The organism is Chelatococcus sp. YT9 (assembly GCF_018398315.1).
Lineage (GTDB): Bacteria > Pseudomonadota > Alphaproteobacteria > Rhizobiales > Beijerinckiaceae > Chelatococcus.
On the sequence record NZ_JAHBRW010000003.1, the window covers coordinates 94,268 to 113,444 of the forward strand.

At 63.6% G+C, this 19,177-nt stretch carries 14 protein-coding genes and 1 pseudogene; 8 read left to right on the top strand and 7 right to left on the bottom strand.

Annotated features, from left to right (window positions below; genetic code table 11):
- Positions 1–52 precede the first annotated feature (52 nt).
- From KIO76_RS29530 to KIO76_RS29540, 3 genes and pseudogenes are all read right to left on the bottom strand, one after another.
- Complete coding sequence (locus KIO76_RS29530) at positions 53–316, bottom strand: DNA -binding domain-containing protein (protein WP_213327258.1); 264 nt, start codon at positions 314–316, stop codon at positions 53–55.
- Positions 317–458: 142 nt separating this feature from the next.
- Positions 459–713 (bottom strand): helix-turn-helix domain-containing protein, encoded by a 255-nt coding sequence (locus KIO76_RS29535; protein WP_213327259.1) that lies wholly within the window; start codon positions 711–713, stop codon positions 459–461.
- A 410-nt stretch (positions 714–1,123) separates the two neighbouring features.
- Positions 1,124–2,122: pseudogene (locus KIO76_RS29540) on the bottom strand (DUF932 domain-containing protein); the annotation flags it as partial.
- A 13-nt stretch (positions 2,123–2,135) separates the two neighbouring features.
- Here KIO76_RS29540 and KIO76_RS29545 point away from each other — a divergent pair.
- Together KIO76_RS29545 and KIO76_RS29550 are read left to right on the top strand one after the other, a co-directional pair.
- Positions 2,136–3,539 carry an STY4851/ECs_5259 family protein gene (locus KIO76_RS29545; protein WP_291977549.1) on the top strand — a complete coding sequence of 468 codons (1,404 nt, stop codon included), beginning with the start codon at positions 2,136–2,138 and terminating at the stop codon, positions 3,537–3,539.
- 7 nt (positions 3,540–3,546) lie between these two features.
- Entirely contained in the window at positions 3,547–7,302 is a 3,756-nt protein-coding gene (locus KIO76_RS29550; RefSeq protein WP_213327262.1) for a DEAD/DEAH box helicase, read from the top strand.
- 235 nt (positions 7,303–7,537) lie between these two features.
- On the opposite strand, the gene KIO76_RS29560 is transcribed toward KIO76_RS29550, so the two are convergent.
- The 3 genes from KIO76_RS29560 to KIO76_RS29570 form a co-directional block, all read right to left on the bottom strand.
- Positions 7,538–8,896, bottom strand: a complete 1,359-nt coding sequence (locus tag KIO76_RS29560; protein ID WP_213327264.1) for a tyrosine-type recombinase/integrase — start codon at positions 8,894–8,896, stop codon at positions 7,538–7,540.
- Between the two features lie 172 nt (positions 8,897–9,068).
- Positions 9,069–9,983 carry an MBL fold metallo-hydrolase gene (locus KIO76_RS29565; RefSeq protein ID WP_213327265.1) on the bottom strand — a complete coding sequence of 305 codons (915 nt, stop codon included), beginning with the start codon at positions 9,981–9,983 and terminating at the stop codon, positions 9,069–9,071.
- A gap of 72 nt (positions 9,984–10,055) precedes the next feature.
- Positions 10,056–11,237, bottom strand: coding sequence for an L-dopachrome tautomerase-related protein (locus KIO76_RS29570; RefSeq protein WP_213327266.1), 1,182 nt, complete (start codon positions 11,235–11,237; stop codon positions 10,056–10,058).
- A 481-nt stretch (positions 11,238–11,718) separates the two neighbouring features.
- Between KIO76_RS29570 and rclC the strand changes: the two genes are divergently transcribed.
- The 4 genes from rclC to KIO76_RS29590 all read left to right on the top strand — a co-directional run bounded on the left by rclC (position 11,719) and on the right by KIO76_RS29590 (position 15,180).
- On the top strand, positions 11,719–12,282 hold the full coding sequence (gene rclC, locus KIO76_RS29575; RefSeq protein ID WP_213327411.1) for a reactive chlorine resistance membrane protein RclC: 564 nt from the start codon (positions 11,719–11,721) through the stop codon (positions 12,280–12,282).
- A gap of 124 nt (positions 12,283–12,406) precedes the next feature.
- The gene (locus KIO76_RS29580) at positions 12,407–12,895 is read left to right on the top strand and encodes a cupin domain-containing protein (protein WP_249730237.1); all 489 of its coding nucleotides are present in this window, start codon (positions 12,407–12,409) and stop codon (positions 12,893–12,895) included.
- A 39-nt stretch (positions 12,896–12,934) separates the two neighbouring features.
- Positions 12,935–13,357, top strand: coding sequence for a cupin domain-containing protein (locus KIO76_RS29585; RefSeq protein ID WP_213327268.1), 423 nt, complete (start codon positions 12,935–12,937; stop codon positions 13,355–13,357).
- Between the two features lie 110 nt (positions 13,358–13,467).
- Positions 13,468–15,180: a thiamine pyrophosphate-dependent enzyme gene (locus tag KIO76_RS29590; protein ID WP_213327269.1), complete on the top strand. Its 1,713-nt coding sequence runs from the start codon at positions 13,468–13,470 to the stop codon at positions 15,178–15,180.
- A gap of 342 nt (positions 15,181–15,522) precedes the next feature.
- On the opposite strand, the gene KIO76_RS29595 is transcribed toward KIO76_RS29590, so the two are convergent.
- Positions 15,523–16,014: an Lrp/AsnC family transcriptional regulator gene (locus KIO76_RS29595; protein WP_249730238.1), complete on the bottom strand. Its 492-nt coding sequence runs from the start codon at positions 16,012–16,014 to the stop codon at positions 15,523–15,525.
- Positions 16,015–16,116: 102 nt separating this feature from the next.
- Here KIO76_RS29595 and KIO76_RS29600 point away from each other — a divergent pair, with 102 nt between their 5' ends.
- Both KIO76_RS29600 and KIO76_RS29605 read left to right on the top strand, forming a co-directional pair.
- Positions 16,117–17,061: a DMT family transporter gene (locus KIO76_RS29600; protein WP_249730239.1), complete on the top strand. Its 945-nt coding sequence runs from the start codon at positions 16,117–16,119 to the stop codon at positions 17,059–17,061.
- A gap of 274 nt (positions 17,062–17,335) precedes the next feature.
- The gene (locus tag KIO76_RS29605) at positions 17,336–19,138 is read left to right on the top strand and encodes a PAS domain-containing sensor histidine kinase (RefSeq protein WP_213327271.1); all 1,803 of its coding nucleotides are present in this window, start codon (positions 17,336–17,338) and stop codon (positions 19,136–19,138) included.
- The last annotated feature ends 39 nt before the right edge of the window (positions 19,139–19,177 follow it).

The window sequence follows — 19,177 nt, forward strand, 5'->3', positions numbered from 1 at the left end:
CGGGAAGACGTTGCAGAGGCGCCATGTGTTGCGTTCCGCGCACCCCCGCGTACTAGTGGCGGCCCTTACGCAGAAGTTGGCGATAGCCGTGCTCGGTCATCCAGCGAGCGCGAGCAAGATGGCTGTCGTGGACACGCCGGGCGCGCTCCAGCTCAACATCTGGGTCGATTCCGAAAATGACACTGACCGCCTCGCGCCAGTCGGCTCCGTCAGTGGCAGCGTCAAGCACGCGCATATACTCCTTCATATGCGCACGATCATAGTCGGTCAGCTCGGCGCTCTCCGGTGGCTGATCCAGGAACCCTGGCTTTTTCATTCCCTTATCCCCGACCGGGAAAATCTATATCTGTCATTGGGCGAAGTATGAACATCCCATGGCGTCGGGTAGGTCGACGGCAAAATGATGCTTTTGCTCCCTACCGCGACCTGCACAAAGGGTTGGATGTAGCCGGTCGCAATCAGCGCCGCTTAACCTCCGGTGCGACATCGCGCATGACCATCACACCCTCTCCCTTATCGGTCGTCATGAAGACGATGCCGTTACCCTCCAGCGCCCGTCGGACCTGATCTCGCGTGGACTCGTAGACGCGTAGCCCATTCTCGGACTCCAGGCGTCTGAGCGCGGTCAAAGATACCCGGGCCTTGTCGGCGAGCGTCTCCTGATTCCAACCAAGCAACGCTCGTGCGGCCCGCGACTGACGGGCGGTGATCATGAACAGGACCACCGCCACAGATCGCAGCGTACAAGCGAGAACTACGATGATAATAATCGTTCTTTGGGCGAACGCCACCCATAATCGTGTTTCTGCGGCTCATTCTGACGGACTGTGACGGCAACTGATTCGGACCGCTATCGATCTCACCGGCGGACGCCCGTGGCCGGATGGCCCGACGGGCTACACAATGGACAAGGCGATCAAGTGATCGTTCGTGCCAGGGTGTCGTCGCATCGCCTTCTGTCGCAACCGTGCTGCCTTTTTATCGCGAGCCGGGCGCAGCCCGGCGAGCGCCGGCTGCGCCATCCAGGGCGGGGCTGCGCCGCCGATCCGGATTTACGGATCGGCGGAAATTTCCTGACGCGGAAAACCGCGCAGCCGGATTTCCGGCTACGCGGCTTTGCTGATTACACTGCCTTCTCCAGCAGCGTCTTCGCCTTCCCCTCCAGTTCAAGGCGCGTATCCTGATGCGCCTTGGTGCGGGCATGCGCGGTCATGCCCTGCACGAAATCGAAGATGCTTTCCGGAGGGCGGCCTTCCTCCTGCAAGACGGTCTCGATGATCTTGCCGGTCTCGGCCTTGCTGAACCCGCGCTTGCGCAGGAAACTTTCGCGGTCCTCGTCGGTGCGGGCGACGATCTTCTCTCGCGCCGCCTTGATGCCGGCGACGAACGGCGCGGGCGAGGAATTGGCAAAGCTGGTCAGCGCCGGGGCCGCTTCATGGGCGAAGCGCTGCGCGGCGAACTTGCTGTGCCGGATGGTGATTTCCTCGAAGCCGTCCGCGCCCCAAAGATTGCGGTTCATGCACACGGCGCGCAGGTAGAAGCTCGCGATTCCCAAGGTCTTCGATCCGACTTCGCTGTTCCAGCAATAGAAGCCTCGGAAATACAAATCCGGCTCTCCGTTCGGCAGGCGTCCGGCCTCGATGGGATGCGTGTCATCCACTAAGAACAGGAACACGTCGCGGTCGCTGGCGTAGAGGGTGGTCGTGTCCTTGGTCACGTCCACGAAGGGATTGTGCGTCATGGTCGCCCAATCCAGCACGCCCGGCACCTTCCACATGGTGCTACCCGTGCCGTCGCCCGCGATCTTCATCACGGCGGCGACAAGCTCATGGTCCCAGATGCGGCCATAATCCGGGCCGGTCACGGCGCGAAGCTCGATGCGGCCGTCTTCAGCCTCCAGCATCTTCACAAGCTCGGCGCGATGCGACAGCAAGCCGTGCTGCAGGTTGATGCCTGCGAGCGGCGCGGGAAGCTGGCGCATGTACGTTGCGGGTGCGCCAACAAGGCTGCACAACTGGCCGAAGCTCCAATGCGTCGGGGCGACGGGCTGCTCTTGCCCGGGCACGACAAGCGAAAGCCTCTCCGCATCCTCCCGGCTTGCCTCCACGCGGACGGAGCGGCTCACCGGACGCCCTGTGTATCGGCTGCCACTGACTTTGCGGCCGCCGGGGGGACAATCCTTCGACGTGATCGTTCCGCTTATCGGCCGCGACGCCGTTATCGCACTGGCGGATGGCGCCATCCTCCCGCCCGGCCGGCAGATCGATATCGGCGCGTTGCGGGGCGCGGTCGCCGTGTCACCTCGCCGGGCGGTCTTTCATCTTGGCGCGAAGGGTTCCAAGTCAGGCATCAAGACCGTCGTCGATGGCGAACTCCCCCTTGGCATCCTGCGCGGCGCGATCGATGAGACGCTCGCCACGCTGCCCAATCAGGATGATTTGGTAGAGATCGATTTCATCGGCGATTCACGGCCGCCGATCCGCATAAGCCGCTACCGTTACGACCAACTTGCGCGCGACGGCATCATGGTGCGCTGGCTTCCCCCTTCAGCCCCCTCCGGCACCGCGCCCGTGGCGCGCATGATCCTGGATCCCCGACACGAGCACGCATTGGAATATGCCGAGGACGGGATGTGGTGGCTCCCGGAGCGGTGCAAGGGACCTTGCCTCGTCTATCTGCGCGACGGCGTCGATGTTGTTTCGCGGCCCCTCCCGGTTGCGCAGCCGGGCGCGCCCGATGTCTATGCCGGTGTTCTGGTTTCGGCCTTGGCGATGACAGACTACGAGGAACGACAGCGCGCGGTCCTCGACTCGCTCGCCCGGCTCGGACGCGGCGAGGCCGGGGCAGAAGACCTCAAGTGGTTGCGTGACGCCGCCACCAATCTGAACGGCCTTCCGGCAAGCGCCTTCGATGCCTTGAAGCTGCTGCCTTCGAGCGCGGAAACCCTTATTCACCTGCTGCTCAGCGCCCGCGATGCGGGAGAACGCAGCATCGTATGGTCATTGCAGAATGAACTGCCATTCCTGTGGTTAGCCCTGCCGCTCCGCGTCTGGTGGTCAGCGATGGATCGCCAATGCACCGCCTTAACCAGCGCGCTGGAAGGCGCTCTTGGCCGGGAGAAGGCCATGGACGAGGCGATGGCGTGGCTGCGCGGCGTGTGTGGCGACCTCATTGCGCTGGAGCCTGCCCTCGAAACCATCTTCGCCATGGCCGGACTGCCGATAGGTCAGGCGACCGGTAGTCCATCGCTCCGGGATTTGACGAGCGGTTACATCCGGGACCAGCACCAGCGGGGCGGCGATGCGCCCAACGATCTCGCGGCGCGCCTCGCTTCGATCGGGCTGAAGCTTCCGCCCGAAATCGAAACGAAATCCCACGCGGATTTTGCCCGCCTCTTTGCTCCTGTCCTGCTCGCCGCAAGTGCCCGCGAAAAACTCGTGCTCGACCGCGAACAGGCCTTGATCGCCCGCCGGACGCTCCGCGAAGACCCGACATACGCGTCGGGCGCCTGGCCTCATCTCCTAAAATTCTACAGTTGAGCGTGACATGACACCATTCGAGGTTCTGAATGAAGTAAAGCGGCGAAGCGCCGAGGCGGTGATTGCGCAATCGGGGCTTGCGCATGAAGGGCTCCGGCGGCATTTGCGCACCCTCCTTGGCGGCGACAATCCGGCGATCGGCGCCATGCTTCAGGAGCCGGTGCTCGAAGGCGCGCACCCGTTCGTCACTGCCGCCGCGACGATGGCGGCGCTCGCTGGCCCCCTCCTGCACCCTGACCTGGTGGCGGCGTTGGACAGTCTGCCCGCGGGCCACGACTATCGCTTTCCGCGCACCCGCAAGCCATTCCTCCACCAGGCCGATGCCTGGCGCCTGCTTGCGGAAGCCGAACCCCAGTCGGTGTTGGTCACCTCGGGCACGGGATCCGGAAAAACGGAATGCTTTCTCTTTCCGATCCTGAGCGACCTGGTCACGCAGGCGCAGGGGCGACGCGAGCCGCTCGAAGGCGTGCAGGCGATTATGCTCTATCCCCTCAATGCGCTGATCGAGAGCCAGCGCGAACGACTCTCTGCCTGGACGCAGCCTTTCGGCGGCAGGGTTCGCTATTGCCTCTACAATGGCGATTTGCCGCGCGCCGCAAAGGAGTCGGAACGCCGCCGCACGCCGGAAGAGGTCATCGACCGGGAGCGGCTGCGCGCCAGCCCGCCGCCGCTTCTTGTCACCAACATCACCATGCTTGAATACATGCTGGCCCGCGCCGAAGACCGGCCGATTATCGACGCCTCGCAGGGCAAGTTGAAATGGATCGTGCTCGACGAGGCCCATTCGTTGGTCGGTGCGGCGGCGGCCGAAATCGCGTTGCTACTGCGGCGCGTCATGCTCGCCTTTTCCGTGAAGCCGGAAGAGGTTCGCTTCGTCGCCACCTCGGCCACCATTGGCTCGGGCGAGAATGTGCGCCAGCAGCTTCAGCGCTTCCTCGCCGACGTCGCCGGCATTCCGGACGATCGCGTCCACGTCATCGAGGGGCGGCGCCGGATGCCGCGGCGCCCTGAGGGCGCTCACGTCCGTTCGCCTGTCGACATCCGCGCCGCAGAGCCGGCCGTGCTTTACGATATTCTCGGCCGCGACCCGAACACGTGGCGGCTCGTCGAGTGGTTGTTCGATGGCAGCGTGGCACTCGCGGACTTTGACGCGCCCGCGAAGACATACGGTGTCGATGCGGCCGATCTCATCTTTGCGATGTCGCGCGCGGCGCGGAATCCTGCCGATATGGAGGAAGAACGTCTCGCGCCGATCCGGCTTCATGCCTTTGAGCGCGCCGTTCCCGGCATTTGGAGCTGCATCAATCCGGCCTGCTCGCAAAGGCCGCCGGACTGGCCCTTTGGCCGCATCCTCCCGGAGCGCGCCGACGAATGCCCATCCTGCGGCGCGCCGGTCCTGGAGGTGGTCAGCTGTTTTGAATGCGGTGAGGCCTTCCTGCAGGGGGTCGAGGCAGGTCCACGCCTGGCGGCGCCGCTGCGCAATCCGCCGCGGGATGAGTTCGCCTTCGACAGCGCCCGCGAGAACGATGGTGGGCCGGAAGATGCGGATGACGCCGAAGACGACGCAGCGCAACAGGAGGACGTCCCCGCCTGGGACCGCCTTTTTGCAGCCAATCCGACCCCAGCCGCCCGGGGTTTCTGGCTCGACGAAAAGGCCGGCTGGCGCGTTGCCGACGGGCCAGGCGATGGTGGGCTGTCGCTCCGGTACGAGGAGCACCACGGACCGCGCGTTTGCCCGCACTGCAGCCCGACGGGACGCCAAGGTCCCGAGCTGATCCGGCCGCTCCGCTTCGGCGCGCCCTTCATCCTCGGTAACGCGGCCCCGATCCTGCTCGAAGGTGTAGAGCCCGCCAAGGCTGAGGCAGGTGAGAAGCTTCCTTCCGCAGGGCGCCGACTGCTCTCCTTTACCGATACCCTCTCCTACGTTCCACCGGAAGATCCGGTTGTCTCCACGCGTGATGTGGCGTGGCAAAGTCTACCAGTGCCTGAGCTCGGGCGTTACCGGTGCAGCCGCGAGGGCCTGGTCTACTATTCCAATCGCGGCGGGCCGGGCGGCTCCGGCTACGCGATCTGTCTCCAGTGCGGCCGGGCCGAAGCCGATAGCGACAATCGCGGGCTGTCGTCACCCCTGCCGGCGCTCGTCGACCACAAGCCGCTGCGTTACCGGAAGGGCCAAGACCTGTGCCCGGGCAACGACAAGCCTTTCAGCATCAAGCGTAACCTCGCGCTCGGCCTGGAAATCACAACCGACGTCTTCGAACTTCAGCCGCGGCACACGTTGCGCCGGGCCGGCGCCAATGCGCTCGTGATCGCGCTGCGGGAGGCGCTTGCCCAGGAACTCGGCGTCGAGGCTGACGAAATGGGCTTCGCCGTCGGCCAGAGCCAGAATGCGCTCGGGGCACCGGCCGTGTCTTTGTTCCTATTCGATCGGGCCGCCGGCGGCGCCGGCTTCGCGGTGTCGTTTGAGCATCTGATGCGCCCGGTCATCCGCCGCGCCGAGCAGATACTCGATTGCGAAACGCCCGGATGTGAAAAGGCTTGCGCGGCATGTGTGCTCACCTCCGACGCGCCTGGCGGCAAGGATGAGCTCGACCGAACCGCAGCGCTGGCATTTCTTCGGACGCATCTCAAATTCCCGGACGAGCTCGGCCCGGACGAGCGCTTCGTCGATGGCGCTGGCCTGTCCCTCGCGCCGCTCGACGAGATTGACCGTGAACTCCGCCTTTCCGCACGTTCGACCCTGACTGTCTTCCTGCCCGACCGGAGCAACCCCGCCGCCTTCCAGGATTGGCCCCTCGCCGCAGAACTGCTGGATTGGCGGAAGCGTGGTCATGGTACGCAGCTCGCACTCGCGCCGGCGCTCCTCGCTACACTTACCCCGGCGGAAAAGCTCGGCCTTCGTGACTTCGCGTTGCAACACAATGTTGGGCTCGCCACGGCAGAGGCACCGGCGTTTCCGAACGGCGCGCATGCGCTGGCGATAGTCGATACCGAAGGGGACTCCAGCCGAATCTGGGCGACGCGCGAGGCCGAGCCACGCGTCCCCGGCCCTGCGTGGGGACGTCCCATCGGCCACCCCGTCGTCAGAGGAAGCGCGTCGATCGCTATGTCATTCGCTGCAGTGGACCTGGACGCGCTCCTTCCGCCTCCGGGGGCGCAGCTACGCCAGATCGGCACGGAACTCGACTGCGATCTTGCCACGTTTGGCACCCGCGCATCCAAGATCATCGTCGAACTGCTGATGAAATGCGGCAGCTGGCCGAAAGCGGGCATCGCACAGGCAGTCTACCGGGACTCTTATGTGTCCTCGCCTTTGGTGACGCGCCTGCTGATCGACACGATGAAGCAGATCTTCTCACAGTCTGGCGCTACGGAGGCCGCCCTCGTCATTGAGACTCGTTCACCGCGTCCCAAAGACGTACGCGGAGATCCTTGGCAAATTTGGCACGATTGGCGCGACGCTGCCGATCAGAAAGCGGTCATCGAATTGTTCGGCAAGCAGCGCGGCGTTCGGGTTTCCCTGCGTCAAATGGATGTGCCGCATGGCCGCTACCTCGATATCGATTTCGCCGACGGCAGTACCGCGACGATCGTGCTGGATCAAGGATTCGGCGCTTGGGCGCCACCCCGGCAAGTTACTGTTCGCTACGACTTTGCGATCGATGCCACGACCCAGGTAAGGCGGCTGGCAACGGTGAACGCCATTCTTGAACGACGCGGGGTTGGTAAAACCTATTTCGTCGCAACGTCAGGTAAGACGTAAGTTCAAGAATGGGCCTCGACATAGCTTCTGAGCGTCGAAAGGTACATGTCCGCCTGTTTCTCGATCTTGGACACAGAAGGCTGTTTGATGTTGAGAGTGGTGGCAATGTCTTCCTGAGCTCTGCCGGTGATCTCGCGAAGCTCGCGAAGGCCATCCACCTCCTACTTCAGTTCCAGATAGAGGGCCTCAATGACCTCAAAATTCGAACTCACGAGCCCAATCACGTACGTCTAGACTAGGCAGCAAGGCGTTCCTCTCCTTCGTTCTCAGCAGCTTGCCCGCCAACGGCTTTGAGGAGGAAACGGGCGAGCTGCGCTTTCCGGGAATCCCGATCGAGTGCATAGGCCGTCTGCTTAAACTCGATACCGTCGAGAAGACCTTGGATGTATCCCGCGATCGTGTCCGCAGCCATGATGAGGGCGGTATCGAGCGCGTGAATGTACTTGCTTGTCACGGAGCCTTTGGCGTGCCCGACCAAGGCGGCGATCGTGACTTCGGTGAACCCCAGATCGTTTGCGATGCTGGCAAAGCTATGGCGCAACACATGAGGTGTCACGTCCGACAACGGCGAGTCCTTGAATATTTGCTCCCAGTGGTTTGGGAAGCTGCCGAAGGCGTTGTCCTCGTCCTGTCCGGAGAAGACATACGTGCCCGTCGTACTCTTGCGCCGTTCCTCCAGAAACTCGACCACTGGCAAGCCCACCGGGCGGATGGACACGCCTTCCTTGCTGTCCTTCAGGCGCAGGCAACTTCCGTCCGTATCTGCCTCGCTCCACATGAGACCGATGATCTCGCTGCGGCGGCAGCCGGTGAGCGCAATCTGCCGGATGATATCGACGGTGACGACGTACTTTTCGATCGTCGCCGCCTCGCGCAGCATCTGCCCGAGCGTGCGATACTCCGCCTCTGTAAGGCGGCGGTTCCGGACATTGTCCTTGGGCTTCTTGATGCCGTGCGCCGGATTGCGCTCGATAATGCCGGCCTCGACGGCATAGGTGAGGATGCCACCGAGGAGACCGACAGTGCGGGTCGCCGTTCCCGCGCCACCGCGGACGATCGCCTTTCCGCGCAGCTTCTTGGTCTTGACCGAAACCCGCGTCTTTCCGGCCATGATGTCCTTCAGGACCTTGTTGATGTCGGCCTTTGTGAGATCTTTGACCCGCCGCGTGCCGATGAGCGGGATGATGTGCCGGTGGATTCGGCCAGTGTCTGTTCCAATTGTCGTCGACTTCTTTGGACGACCGCCCTTACCAAGGATGAGGCCAGCCTCGAGATCGTTGAGATAGAGGTTGCACAACTCCTTGACGGTAATCGCCTTGTGGTCGAGTTGGCGCTCCTCAGCGGGATTGTCTCCGTTCGCAATTCGGCCCAACTGGATTTTGGCTTCCTGTCGCGCTGTCTCTGGCGTCCATACGCCATGCAGCCCGATGGTGTAGCGTCGCGAACGACCGGCAGCTCGATACTGAAGGACGTAGCTGCGCTTGCCGGAAGCGAACACGCGAAGGCCAAATCCGGGCAGCTCGTCATCCCAGATGACGTAATCCTTCTCGCGCACCGCAGCCGCATCGACGACCCTTTTCGTGAGCTTAGGCACAGCCTTCCTCCGACCTCAGCGCCCTTTCTCGCGTAAGCACTGCGTAAGCAGCGGGACGGAAATCAGGGCGAACCTTCGGATACGACTGTTGTGCCGAAATTACCGAATTTCTAGGCGTATCAAATAGATAGCGTATCATAGCGTGCCCTATCGCGTTTTTCGGATGGGCAGGTTAAATTGCTCCGAAGGCAGCGGTCGGCCGGGCGGCAATGACCTCGTCGACCGAGCCGCTGCCCTTCTTCAGCCGGGCGACGTTGTCGCGGATCGCGACCAGCATGTCGCGATAGGCAATCAGTTCGGCCTTGTTGCCGAGAGGCTTGCCGTGGCCGGAAATGACGATGGTGTCATTGTCGGCGGTGGCGAGGTTAGCTTCCGCCGCGGCGATCATGCCGTTGATGTTGCCGCCGGTCGAATAGTCGATGAAGGGGTAAAGACCGTTCCAGAAGGTGTCGCCGCATTGAAGGATATTCGACTCCCCGATAACGACCGAAATGTCGCTGTCGGTATGCGCCGGGCCGTAATGCTTCAGCGAGATCGTCTTCCCGTTCCGCTTGAGCTGCTTTTCAGTGTCGAACACGTCCGTAGGGATCGCGGCGAGCGCCGCCGGGTTGAACGTGAAGTCCCAATCCTCGACCCTCTGCGTGGCGAGCAAACGCTTGTGAGTGTTGGACTGGGCGATGATGGACGCCCCTTCCTGGCTCAGCCATTCGTTGCCGTCGGTGTGGTCGAAGTGCCAATGGGTATTGATGAGCGTGGTGACGGGCTCTTTGCTCAGCCGATTGGCGGCCTCGATGATGCGTGGCCGCGTCCCGGTAATGCCGGCATCGATGAAGACCTTGCCGTCCGATCCGGTGATGAGGCCGATATTGCCGCCCGAGCCTTCGAGCACACTCACATTGTCGCGGGCCTTGTGGACCGTGATCCTGGCCTTTGCGGCCTCGTCCCGGAAGACGTCGACCAGGTTCCTTGCCTGGGCGAAGGCCTCGGAAGGGGTCAGCCATCCCCCGGTCGCGGCGGCACCGGTGGCAACGACACAACAGAGGCAGAAGCCGCGCCTTGAAAAGAGGTGTTTATTCGTCGGTGACATCTGCGCGTAACTTTCGCTTTAGATGAGGTGGATGGTTGGTTCGGGACTTTGAAGCGCAACGGCGCAGTAGAATCACTTCAGTAGTACGGGGCCGGCGTCGATCTTCACGCGGAACAGGCTGTATGGATGCTGGCGAAGATCCCGGCCTTCATGAAACTGCGGCTGGCGCTGCAGCTGATTGGCAGTAAAATAGAGGTAGCCGTCGGTGCCGACGGAGAGCGTGTCCGGCCAGAGAATGCGCGGATCATGCGCGATGGTCTTCCACTCGCCGTCGGGCTGGCGCTGGCGAATGCTGTTGCGCTCATAGTCGCCGGCATAGACGCGGCCCTTGTCGTCGGTCTCCATGCCGTCCGACGCGCCCTTCTCGCCGAGGTCGACGACGGCGGCGGCGAGCGCGGCGTCACCGGCCTCGCGGTCGAGCAGGAGGGCGGTGGGCACGGAGTACATGTGCCGGCTCGACAGCGGGCAGTAGAACAGCGTCTTACCATCGGCCGAAATGGCGATGCCGTCGGAGGCGACGGCAAACGGAGCTGGCGGTTCGCCCTTCAGGCGGATCGCCATCCGTTCGCCCTCAACCACCGGAATGAAGGCGGGATCGGGCGAGGTCGAGGAGTGCCCGGTCAGCTTGCGCCAAGCTTCGCCGGTCGCGAGGTCGACCACGATGATGCCGCCGGGACCGGTCACCGAGGAGTCGGTGATGTAGGCGACGCCTTCCTTGCCGGCGGAGAGATCGAAGCGGACATCGTTCACATAGGTCGAGGGGAGGATGACCCCGTCGGGAAAGACGATGGTCTTGACCACCTTGTTGGTGGCGAGATCGACGGCGACCAGCTTGGCGCCACCGGCGATCGGGGCGGCGAATTCTGGCGCGGCCGTGTCGAGGATCCACAGCCGGTTTGCGGGATCGACGACCACGCTCTGCACGCTGAGCAGCGAACTGCCCGGCTTCGACGTGTCGGCCTTGTTGATGGCGGCATCGGGATAGGCCACGACCTTGCCGTCGCGGATCTCGCCGACGGTATAGGGCACGTCGTCGCCCCAGCGCGGGAAGTTCACGAAGATCCGCCCGTCATGCGACACCGTCATCCCGGTCGGCATGGGGCCGCTCTCGAACGCGAATACCTGTTCGAGGCTGCCGATCGTCGCCTCCGCGGGAAGTGTTGCGCCCGCACTTTCCGCGGCGGATGCCACGGAAGCGAGGGGCGAGGCGATCAGGAGGCCGGCAGCCGCCAGCACGGGGGCGATGGTGCTCATCTCATGGTCCTTGTGTCAGTTGCGCGTCACGTCCACCCGCGGAAGGCGCGTGCATCGGCGCCGTTGCCGAGAAGCCTCGCGCCCTTCGCTGTCAAATAATTCCCCGTCCGCACTCCGTGGAAACGGACGCCTCCGCCGGCGGGCAAACCGGCAAACCCCGCAAGCGCTCCACGCGGGTTGCACGCTCCAGCGAGAGTAAGTTCCCAATTCTTACGAGCTGAAGCGTGAGGGAAAGACACGGATGGGCATAGCTATGCCGCGTCATAGGTCATCCATACGTTGGTATGTATGCCTGAGGAGATGCCGAAAGCATAAAGTACATGCGGTGACATCGGACGTCCCAGTAAATGTTATTGCCGTGAGATTTTAAAGATCCGCACGGTTGTTGTGATGTGGCGAAATTCTATAAGCAATGCCTCTCATGTCGTGGTGGAAAATGAACTACGTTTATATCACTTGCCTACGGATTGCTGCTGCGCCGATGTCGTTCGTGATCGGGATTGCCGGAATGAAGATCGCCATTGCGATCATCTTCCTCTGGATCGGCGCGCTGAAATTCGCGCCCTACGAGGCCGACAGCATCACGCCCTTCGTGGCCAGCAGCCCGTTCATGTCGTTCTTCTACACCGATCCGGCGGACTATAAGGCGCACCTCACCCGCGAGGGGGAACTCGATCCGGTCAAGCGTGCGTGGCAGGTGTCGAACAACACCTATGGCTTCTCGCGCGGCCTTGGCACGGTGGAACTGATTATCGGCACTATGGTCGTGATAGGGCTATGGAACCGGAAGATCGGCCTTGTCGGAGCGTTTCTCGCCTTCGGCACGCCCTTCGTGACACTCTCTTTCCTTGTGACCACGCCCGAGGCATGGGTGCCAGCGCTCGGCGATGCGCAGCACAGATTCCCCTATCTCTCAGGAGCCGGGCGGCTGGTCGTGAAGGACGTCGCGCTGCTGGCGGGCGCGTGGCTAGTCCTTGTCGTCACCGCGCGGGAACTTCTGGCCGACGCCACCTCAATCGAAGGCCTCCGTCCGACGCAGCGCTGAGACGGACCGAATCTGGCGCAGTGCTCCGGATGCAATGCCCAGACGGGCCAGCATGTTCTGTCAACGCCGATAAGGAAGCACCGTCATGCGCGATTTTTCCCATTGTTTTGCAGGAGCCCTTCTGATGACCGCCACACTGTCGCCGGCAGCCGGCGCCTTCGGCCAGACCTTGCCGGCGCCGACGCTCTCGGAACCGCCCGCCGTGACCGAGGCTCCGGGGCGGGGAATCATTCCCGGCGTCAGCGGCCATATGGCGGTTGCACCGACCCTGTACGAACTTGACAAGCAGACCGTCGAACAGATCTCTCCGCTCGTCCAGCGGCAGTATCTCAGCGGTGCGCAGTCCACCTTCGTGAAGTGGACGGTGAAGAAGGGCGGCGTCTTCGCGCTTCATCACCACAGCTATGAGCAGATCACCTGGATCACTCAGGGGCGTTGCGAGGTCTATTCGCAGGGGCGGAAGTTCACCATGACGGCTGGCACCGTACTGGTGATCCCGCCAAACGTGCCGCACGAATTTGTCTGCACGGAAGATACGATCGACATCGATTTCTTTGCGCCCGCGCGCCAGGACTGGCTCGACGGAGCAACCTCGGCCGCGGCGCCGCGCTAGACACAAACCGATTTTCAACTCGCAACATAGAGACTTGCTATGTCAGATGACACGTTCACCGGTCGCTTTGACGTCCGTGCGGTGGCGGCGGCGCTGCCGGAGACCTCGGATACGCTTCTCGTCGACACGTACCTGACCGACCGCGAGGCCGCGAGCGCGCGCGTTTTCCGCGTCTACAAAGGCACGCCGCCACATTATCACGCGACATGCGACGAATATCTCTACGTCCTATCAGGCCGCGGAACGTTCTGGATGGGTAATGAGAGCACCAAAGCCGAGTTCGAGCCGGGACATTTATTGTTTTTTCAGCGCGGAACGGTTCACGCCCTGCCGGAAATCCTGGCCGAGCCCCTGGTTTTCCTGTCCGTCGATACGCCGCGACGCGAGCCCACCGACATCATCTTCGTCAATCCGACGGACGGCACGCCAGCGACCTTTATGGCGCGCAACGCCAAAGGATGACGTCCATCGCCCGATGAGCCGCCGGCCGACCACATCACACGCCTTCGCGAACGCACTCACGCGGTCGACCAGATTACCGGATCCCGCGCAGGTTGATTGGAGAATGCCCCATGTCCCGAACTGTCGCTGACGTCATCGTGGATACTCTTCGTCAAGCCGGTGTTCGGCGTTGCTACGGTGTTCCCGGAGATACGCTGAACTACGTCACAGATGCGATCAGAAGAAGTGACATACGTTGGGTGCATGTTCGGCACGAGGAGGCCGGCGGCCTGGCTGCTGGCGCCGACGCGCTGCTGACCGGGGAATTGAGCGCGTGTGCCGGCTCGTGCGGCCCGGGCAGTCTACATTTCATCAACGGACTCTACGAAAGCCATCGCAATCGGGCACCGGTCGTGCTGATCGCCGGTCAGATCGTACGTGACGAGATTGGCTTCGACTTCCCACAGGAGGTCGACTTTAAATCTGTCTATACTGGGTGCAGCGTGTATTGCGACGAGATCCGCACGCCTTCCCAAGCCCGCCGCAAAACCGCCATGGCTGCTCAGGCCGCCCTCGCCCGGCGAGGAGTCGCCGTGCTGATCGTTCCCGCCGATATCTCCCAAGCCGATGCGCCCGACGAGCCGCACTTCGCCGTCCATCGGTCGAAACCGGAGGTCAGCCCTTCGCGAACAGAAATCGAAGCGATCGCAACCACGCTCAACGCGGGAACTCGGGTTGCCATCTATGGCGGCTCAGGTTGCGAAGACGCTCGTGATCAGGTCGTGGCGCTCGCCTCCCGGCTTGGCGCTCCGGTCGTCCACACCTCGCGCGCCAAGGACTTCCTCGAGCACGACAACGCCTTCGATGTCGGGATGACGGGAGTCTTCGGTTCGGAATCCGGTTATCACGCCCTGATGGCGTGCGACACGCTGCTTCTACTGGGGTGCGATTTCGCCTGGCGGCAATTCTATCCCTCAAAGGCCAAGATCATCCAGATCGACATCGATGGCACCCATCTCGGCCGGCGTCATCCGGTCGATATCGGCGTCGTCGGCGGGATCCGCGAAACCCTCGAACGGCTGCTGCCACTTGTCGACGAGCAAACAGATCGAGCGTTTCTCGACGACTGTATTGGGCGCCGGCACGCGGCACTGGACGCGCAGGCCAGGCACGCCGTCGCGCAAGCCGGCCGGCCGATTCATCCGCAGTATCTCGCTGAAACGATCGCACGCCATGCGAATCGTGACGCGATATACACCGCCGATGGCGGCTCGCCCATGGTCTGGTGCCTGCGCCATGTGCCCTCCACCGGGGCCAACCGCACCCTGGTCTCGCTCACCCATGGAACGATGGCGAACGCCATGCCGCAGGCGCTCGGCGCGCAGGCGGCCTTCCCGGAACGTCAGGTAATCTCGATGTCGGGCGATGGCGGAATCGCCATGCTTCTCGGCGACCTTCTCACTGCGGTGCAGGAAAAACTGCCCATCAAGGTCTGCATCTTCAACAACGGCACGCTTGGTTTCGTCGAACTGGAGCAGAAGGTGGAGGGACTGCTGGAATCGTTCACCGAACTGGTCAATCCCGATTTCGCACAGGTCGCGCAAGCCATCGGCTTCTGGGCCCGCCGGGTGGAGAACGCGGCCGGGCTCGACGCTGCCGCGCAGCAATGGCTTGCCGAACCGGGGCCGGCATTGCTGGACGTGGTAACCGACCGCTTCGAGCTGGTCATGCCGCCGAAGGTGAAGCTGGATCAGATCTTCGGCACGGCGCTCTATTCGGCCAAGGCCGTTCTCGCCGGCAAGAGCGGAGACGTCTTCGAGCTGGTTCGGGGGGCCGTCACTTGAGCTGGCGCTTCGCCATTCGGGAAAAGAGATCATAACGGGTCAACAGGTGCTTGGCATCGCTCCGAATGACGGGCTCGCCCGCGCGCCGAATAGACGGCGTGGCCCCATGGGACCGCCGAAGGCCCAATTTGATGCCTCACCGGTCCAGGCTGCTGACGTACCGCCGTCAGAGGATCGGTGATAGGCGACCACTTTTGAGGGCTGTGCCGCACGAGTTCGTCTGCACCGAAGATACGATCAACATCGATGTCTTCGCACTCTTGCGCCTGGAAGGCTTGACGAGGCCACCTCAGTCGCCGGGGTAGCGCTCGAGACCCGCACCGGGCGCTTCCAACCCGACGTTCACCGGTGATGAAGGTGGCGGGTCGGAAGCGCGGTGATGTATTTTACCTGATTGAGCGCGAAGCTGGAGCGGATATTGGCGACGCCGGGGATCTGCGTCAGGCAGTCCAGCATCAGCGCCTGATATTTGATCAGATCCTCGATCACCACGCGCAGCAGAAAGTCGGCCTCGCCGGTCATGAGATAGCACTCCATGACCTCGGGCCGGCCGCTGATCGCGTGGATGAAGGTCTCCAGCGATTCCTTGTCCTGCCTGGTCAGGGTCACATGGACGAACACGTTCACCGCCAGACCCAGCTTGAGCGGATCGACCAGCGCCACGGCCCCGCGTATCACGCCCTCCGCCTTCATGTCCGCCACCCGGCGCCAGCAGGGCGAGGGAGACAGGCCGACACGTTCGGCAAGTTCCGCGTTGCTCAGTTCGCTGTTCTCCTGGAGCACGTCGAGGATGCGTAGGCTGGCGTCGTCCAGGATGTCGGAGGCTCTCGGCAAGATTTTCCACCTATCCCATAAGCATGGAAACGGAAAATAGAAAGATAAGATATTCCGCCGGCTTGCGCATAGAGTCCGCCCATGATCCGAAGGAGTTTGATCATGAGCCTCTGCCAGGACTGTGCGCCAATGGAACCCGCCGCGCCGCGGCTGGGAATGCAGACCGCGACGTTCGTCTGGCTGGCGGTAATGGTCGTGCTCTGGGGGCTGAGCTGGCCGGCGACCAAGCTGGCGCTCGGGACGGTGCCCCCGCTCTGGCTGGCGACCCTGCGCTTCGGAACCGCCGCCATCTGCCTGTTCGCCTTTGTCGGCATCCGGGGCGGTCTCCGTCTTCCGCGCAGGCCGGACTGGCCGATCGTCGCCAGCATGGGGCTCCTGCAGATGATGGCCTTCACCGGCCTCGGCATGATCGCGATGACCCACACCGATACGAGCCGCGCCGTCCTGCTCGCCTATACGACGCCGCTCTGGGCGGTTGCGATGAGCTGGCTGCTGTTCCGGCTGCAGCCCACCCGTCGCCAGCTGCTGGCGCTGGTGGTCGGCATGTCCGGTATCGCCATCATCTGTTCGCCGCTGGAAATGGACTGGTCGAAGCCGGCGACGCTGGTCGGCGCCGGCTTCCTGCTGATCGGGGCGATCTGCTGGTCCGCCGTCATTCTCCACATAAGGCGGCACCAGTGGAGCGCCTCGCCGCTCCAGCTCGCGCCCTGGCAGATGCTGATCGCCACCGTGCCGCTGGCCGGCTTCGCCTATGCGCTCGAGGGGCCGCCGACATCGATACCCGTCGATGCGCGGCTGCTGGAGCTGCTCGTCTATATCGGCCCGGTCGCGACCTCCGCCTGTTTCGTCATCTCGGCGGAATATGGGCGCCGGATCACGGCGTTCGCCATGTCGAATTTCACCCTCGGCGTGCCCTTGGTCGGCATTGGTGCGTCGGTCGTGCTTCTCGGCAGCCAGCTCAGCGTGGCCTTCATTGCCGGGCTCATCCTCGTCACGGGCGGCATGGCGCTCGCGGCGCTGCCGGCGCGGCCGCGGCCGACGCGATAGCTCTCACCGACGGCTCTCGCTGCAGGGGGGGGCGTCGGCATGTCCGCGGCGTTCGCTTGTCCGCCTCCACAGCCCGCGCCGTCATCGCGCCGGGACGGCAGGAATTTGTCCGATGTATTCAGAACCGGGTGCCTCCGCCTATGCCGCCTCGGCCCGCAAGGGCGCATCGCAGGGCCAGATCGTCTTTGCCGGGATCGCGCTGCTGCTGATCTTCGCGATCGGCAGCACGCAGAATGCGGCGGGCGCGGTGACGTCGCTCTATGCATTGCCGCTCATGCTCGTGGCCGGCTCCGGCGATCGCCGAGCGCTGGCCGGCCTCGCGGTCCTGACGGCACTTCTCGCGCTGGCGCCCCTGTCCCGTCTCGCCATTGGCGAAGCGCTCGAGCGGCTGGACCTTCTCGCCCTGCTGGGCGGCGGCGTCACCGTGATGGCCGTCGGCGTGCTCCTGCGTCGGCAAAATGACGAGCGCCGGGAAGTGGCCCTCCTGCATGGCGACAATACCCGCCTGCGGCGTTTCATCGATCTGGCGCCGGCGATCTTCTGGACCGTGGATGGCGCGGGACAGGTGCGCCTGTTCAATGACCGTCTCGCGGCACTGACGGGGAGGCGCACTGCCGATCTCATCCAGATGCCGGACTGGCTGCCGCTGTTCAACGCCGACGACCACGCGGCGCTGCTGCGGTTTCAGGCGGAGCCGGTTTCGCGCGATGACGAGAAGGCCGTTCAGGCGCGCCTGCGACGCAGCGACGGCAGTGAGATGTGGTTGCTGCTGATCAAGCGCCAGATGGTCGATCCCGTGTCGAGCGAGGCCGAATGGATCTGCGGCGCGGTCGATATCGACGCGCAGATGCGCGCCAATGAAGAAGTGGTGCAACTCAACGCCATGCGGGCGGATCTGGTGGAGCAGCGCACCGCGCTCGCCGAGCGGGCGGAGCTGCGCTTCCAGTCGCTGTTCGACCATTTCAACATCGCCTGCACCGAACAGTGTATCGGCGAGGCGAAGCGGCTGGTCGAGGAGGCCCGGCAGCAGGGGGTGAGCGACTTCTATGATTTTCTCACCCATCATGAGGAGCGCGTCGAGCAATGCCTCGACAGCATTCGCTGCACGGCGTTCAGCCAGGCCTTCGTCCGGATGATCGGCTATCCCAGCGCCGCCGCGTTGCATGCCTTGCCGCTGGAGAGCCGGCTGGAGGGCGCGCGTCAGGTCAAACTTCTGCAATTGCAGGCGATCTTCGAGGGGCGCCGCCAGTTCAGCACGACCGGCGTGCTGATTGCCGGTGATGGACGGCGCATTCCCGTGGCTCTGGGGGCGAGCATACCGGCCGACTGGTCCACCGCGTTTTTCACCCATGTCGATATCACCGAGCAGGTGCAGGCGCATGAAATGGTGCTGGCGGCGCAGGATGAGCTGGCCCGCGCCAACAGGGCGGCGACCATCGGCGCGCTGTCGGCGACGATCGCCCATGAGCTCAACCAGCCGATCGTGGCGGTGACCATCGATGCGCAGACCTCGCTGCGCTATCTCGATGCCGATCCGCCGAAGGTCGCGCAGGCCATGGAGACGATCGGGCGGGTGGTGAAGAATGCGGAGCGCATCAGCGCCATCGTCCGGCACACGCGCGAGCAGCTGGTGCGCGGCAGCCGGCCGCTGGAGCTAGTCGACCTCTGCCAGATTTCGCGCGAGATGAAGGCTCTGCTGGATCGCGAGCTCGCCGCCCGCCACACGGCGCTGTCGGTCGAATGCCCGGCGGGGGCGATCCAGGTCCTCGCCAATCGGGTGGAACTGCAGCAGGTCTTCGTCAACCTCATCGGCAATGCCGCCGATGCAATGGCTGGGCAGAATGGTGACCGGCGGATTGACATCGTGATCGGCCTTGCGCGGGAGGACGAGGCGACCATTGAGGTCGCCGATTCCGGTCCGGGTATCGGCGAGGCAGAGATGAAACGGATCTTCGATTCGTTCTTCAGCACCAAGCCCGACGGCATCGGCATCGGGCTGCAGATCAGCAAGGCGATCGTCCAGTCGCTGGGCGGCCGGCTGAGCGCCAGCAACCGACCGGCCGGCGGACCGCCGTGACGGGGTCGCGGTCGGCGCGACCTCCGTCTCGGAGGTTGA

Bases quoted from the DNA above. Each gene is read 5' to 3' on its own strand.
- KIO76_RS29530 (WP_213327258.1), bottom strand. From the start codon at position 316: ATGAAAAAGCCAGGGTTCCTGGATCAGCCACCGGAGAGCGCCGAGCTG.
- KIO76_RS29535 (WP_213327259.1), bottom strand. From the start codon at position 713: ATGATCACCGCCCGTCAGTCGCGGGCCGCACGAGCGTTGCTTGGTTGG.
- KIO76_RS29550 (WP_213327262.1), top strand. From the start codon at position 3,547: ATGACACCATTCGAGGTTCTGAATGAAGTAAAGCGGCGAAGCGCCGAG.
- KIO76_RS29565 (WP_213327265.1), bottom strand. From the start codon at position 9,983: ATGTCACCGACGAATAAACACCTCTTTTCAAGGCGCGGCTTCTGCCTC.
- KIO76_RS29570 (WP_213327266.1), bottom strand. From the start codon at position 11,237: ATGAGCACCATCGCCCCCGTGCTGGCGGCTGCCGGCCTCCTGATCGCC.
- rclC (WP_213327411.1), top strand. From the start codon at position 11,719: ATGTCGTTCGTGATCGGGATTGCCGGAATGAAGATCGCCATTGCGATC.
- KIO76_RS29580 (WP_249730237.1), top strand. From the start codon at position 12,407: ATGACCGCCACACTGTCGCCGGCAGCCGGCGCCTTCGGCCAGACCTTG.
- KIO76_RS29585 (WP_213327268.1), top strand. From the start codon at position 12,935: ATGTCAGATGACACGTTCACCGGTCGCTTTGACGTCCGTGCGGTGGCG.
- KIO76_RS29590 (WP_213327269.1), top strand. From the start codon at position 13,468: ATGTCCCGAACTGTCGCTGACGTCATCGTGGATACTCTTCGTCAAGCC.
- KIO76_RS29600 (WP_249730239.1), top strand. From the start codon at position 16,117: ATGAGCCTCTGCCAGGACTGTGCGCCAATGGAACCCGCCGCGCCGCGG.
- KIO76_RS29605 (WP_213327271.1), top strand. From the start codon at position 17,336: ATGCTCGTGGCCGGCTCCGGCGATCGCCGAGCGCTGGCCGGCCTCGCG.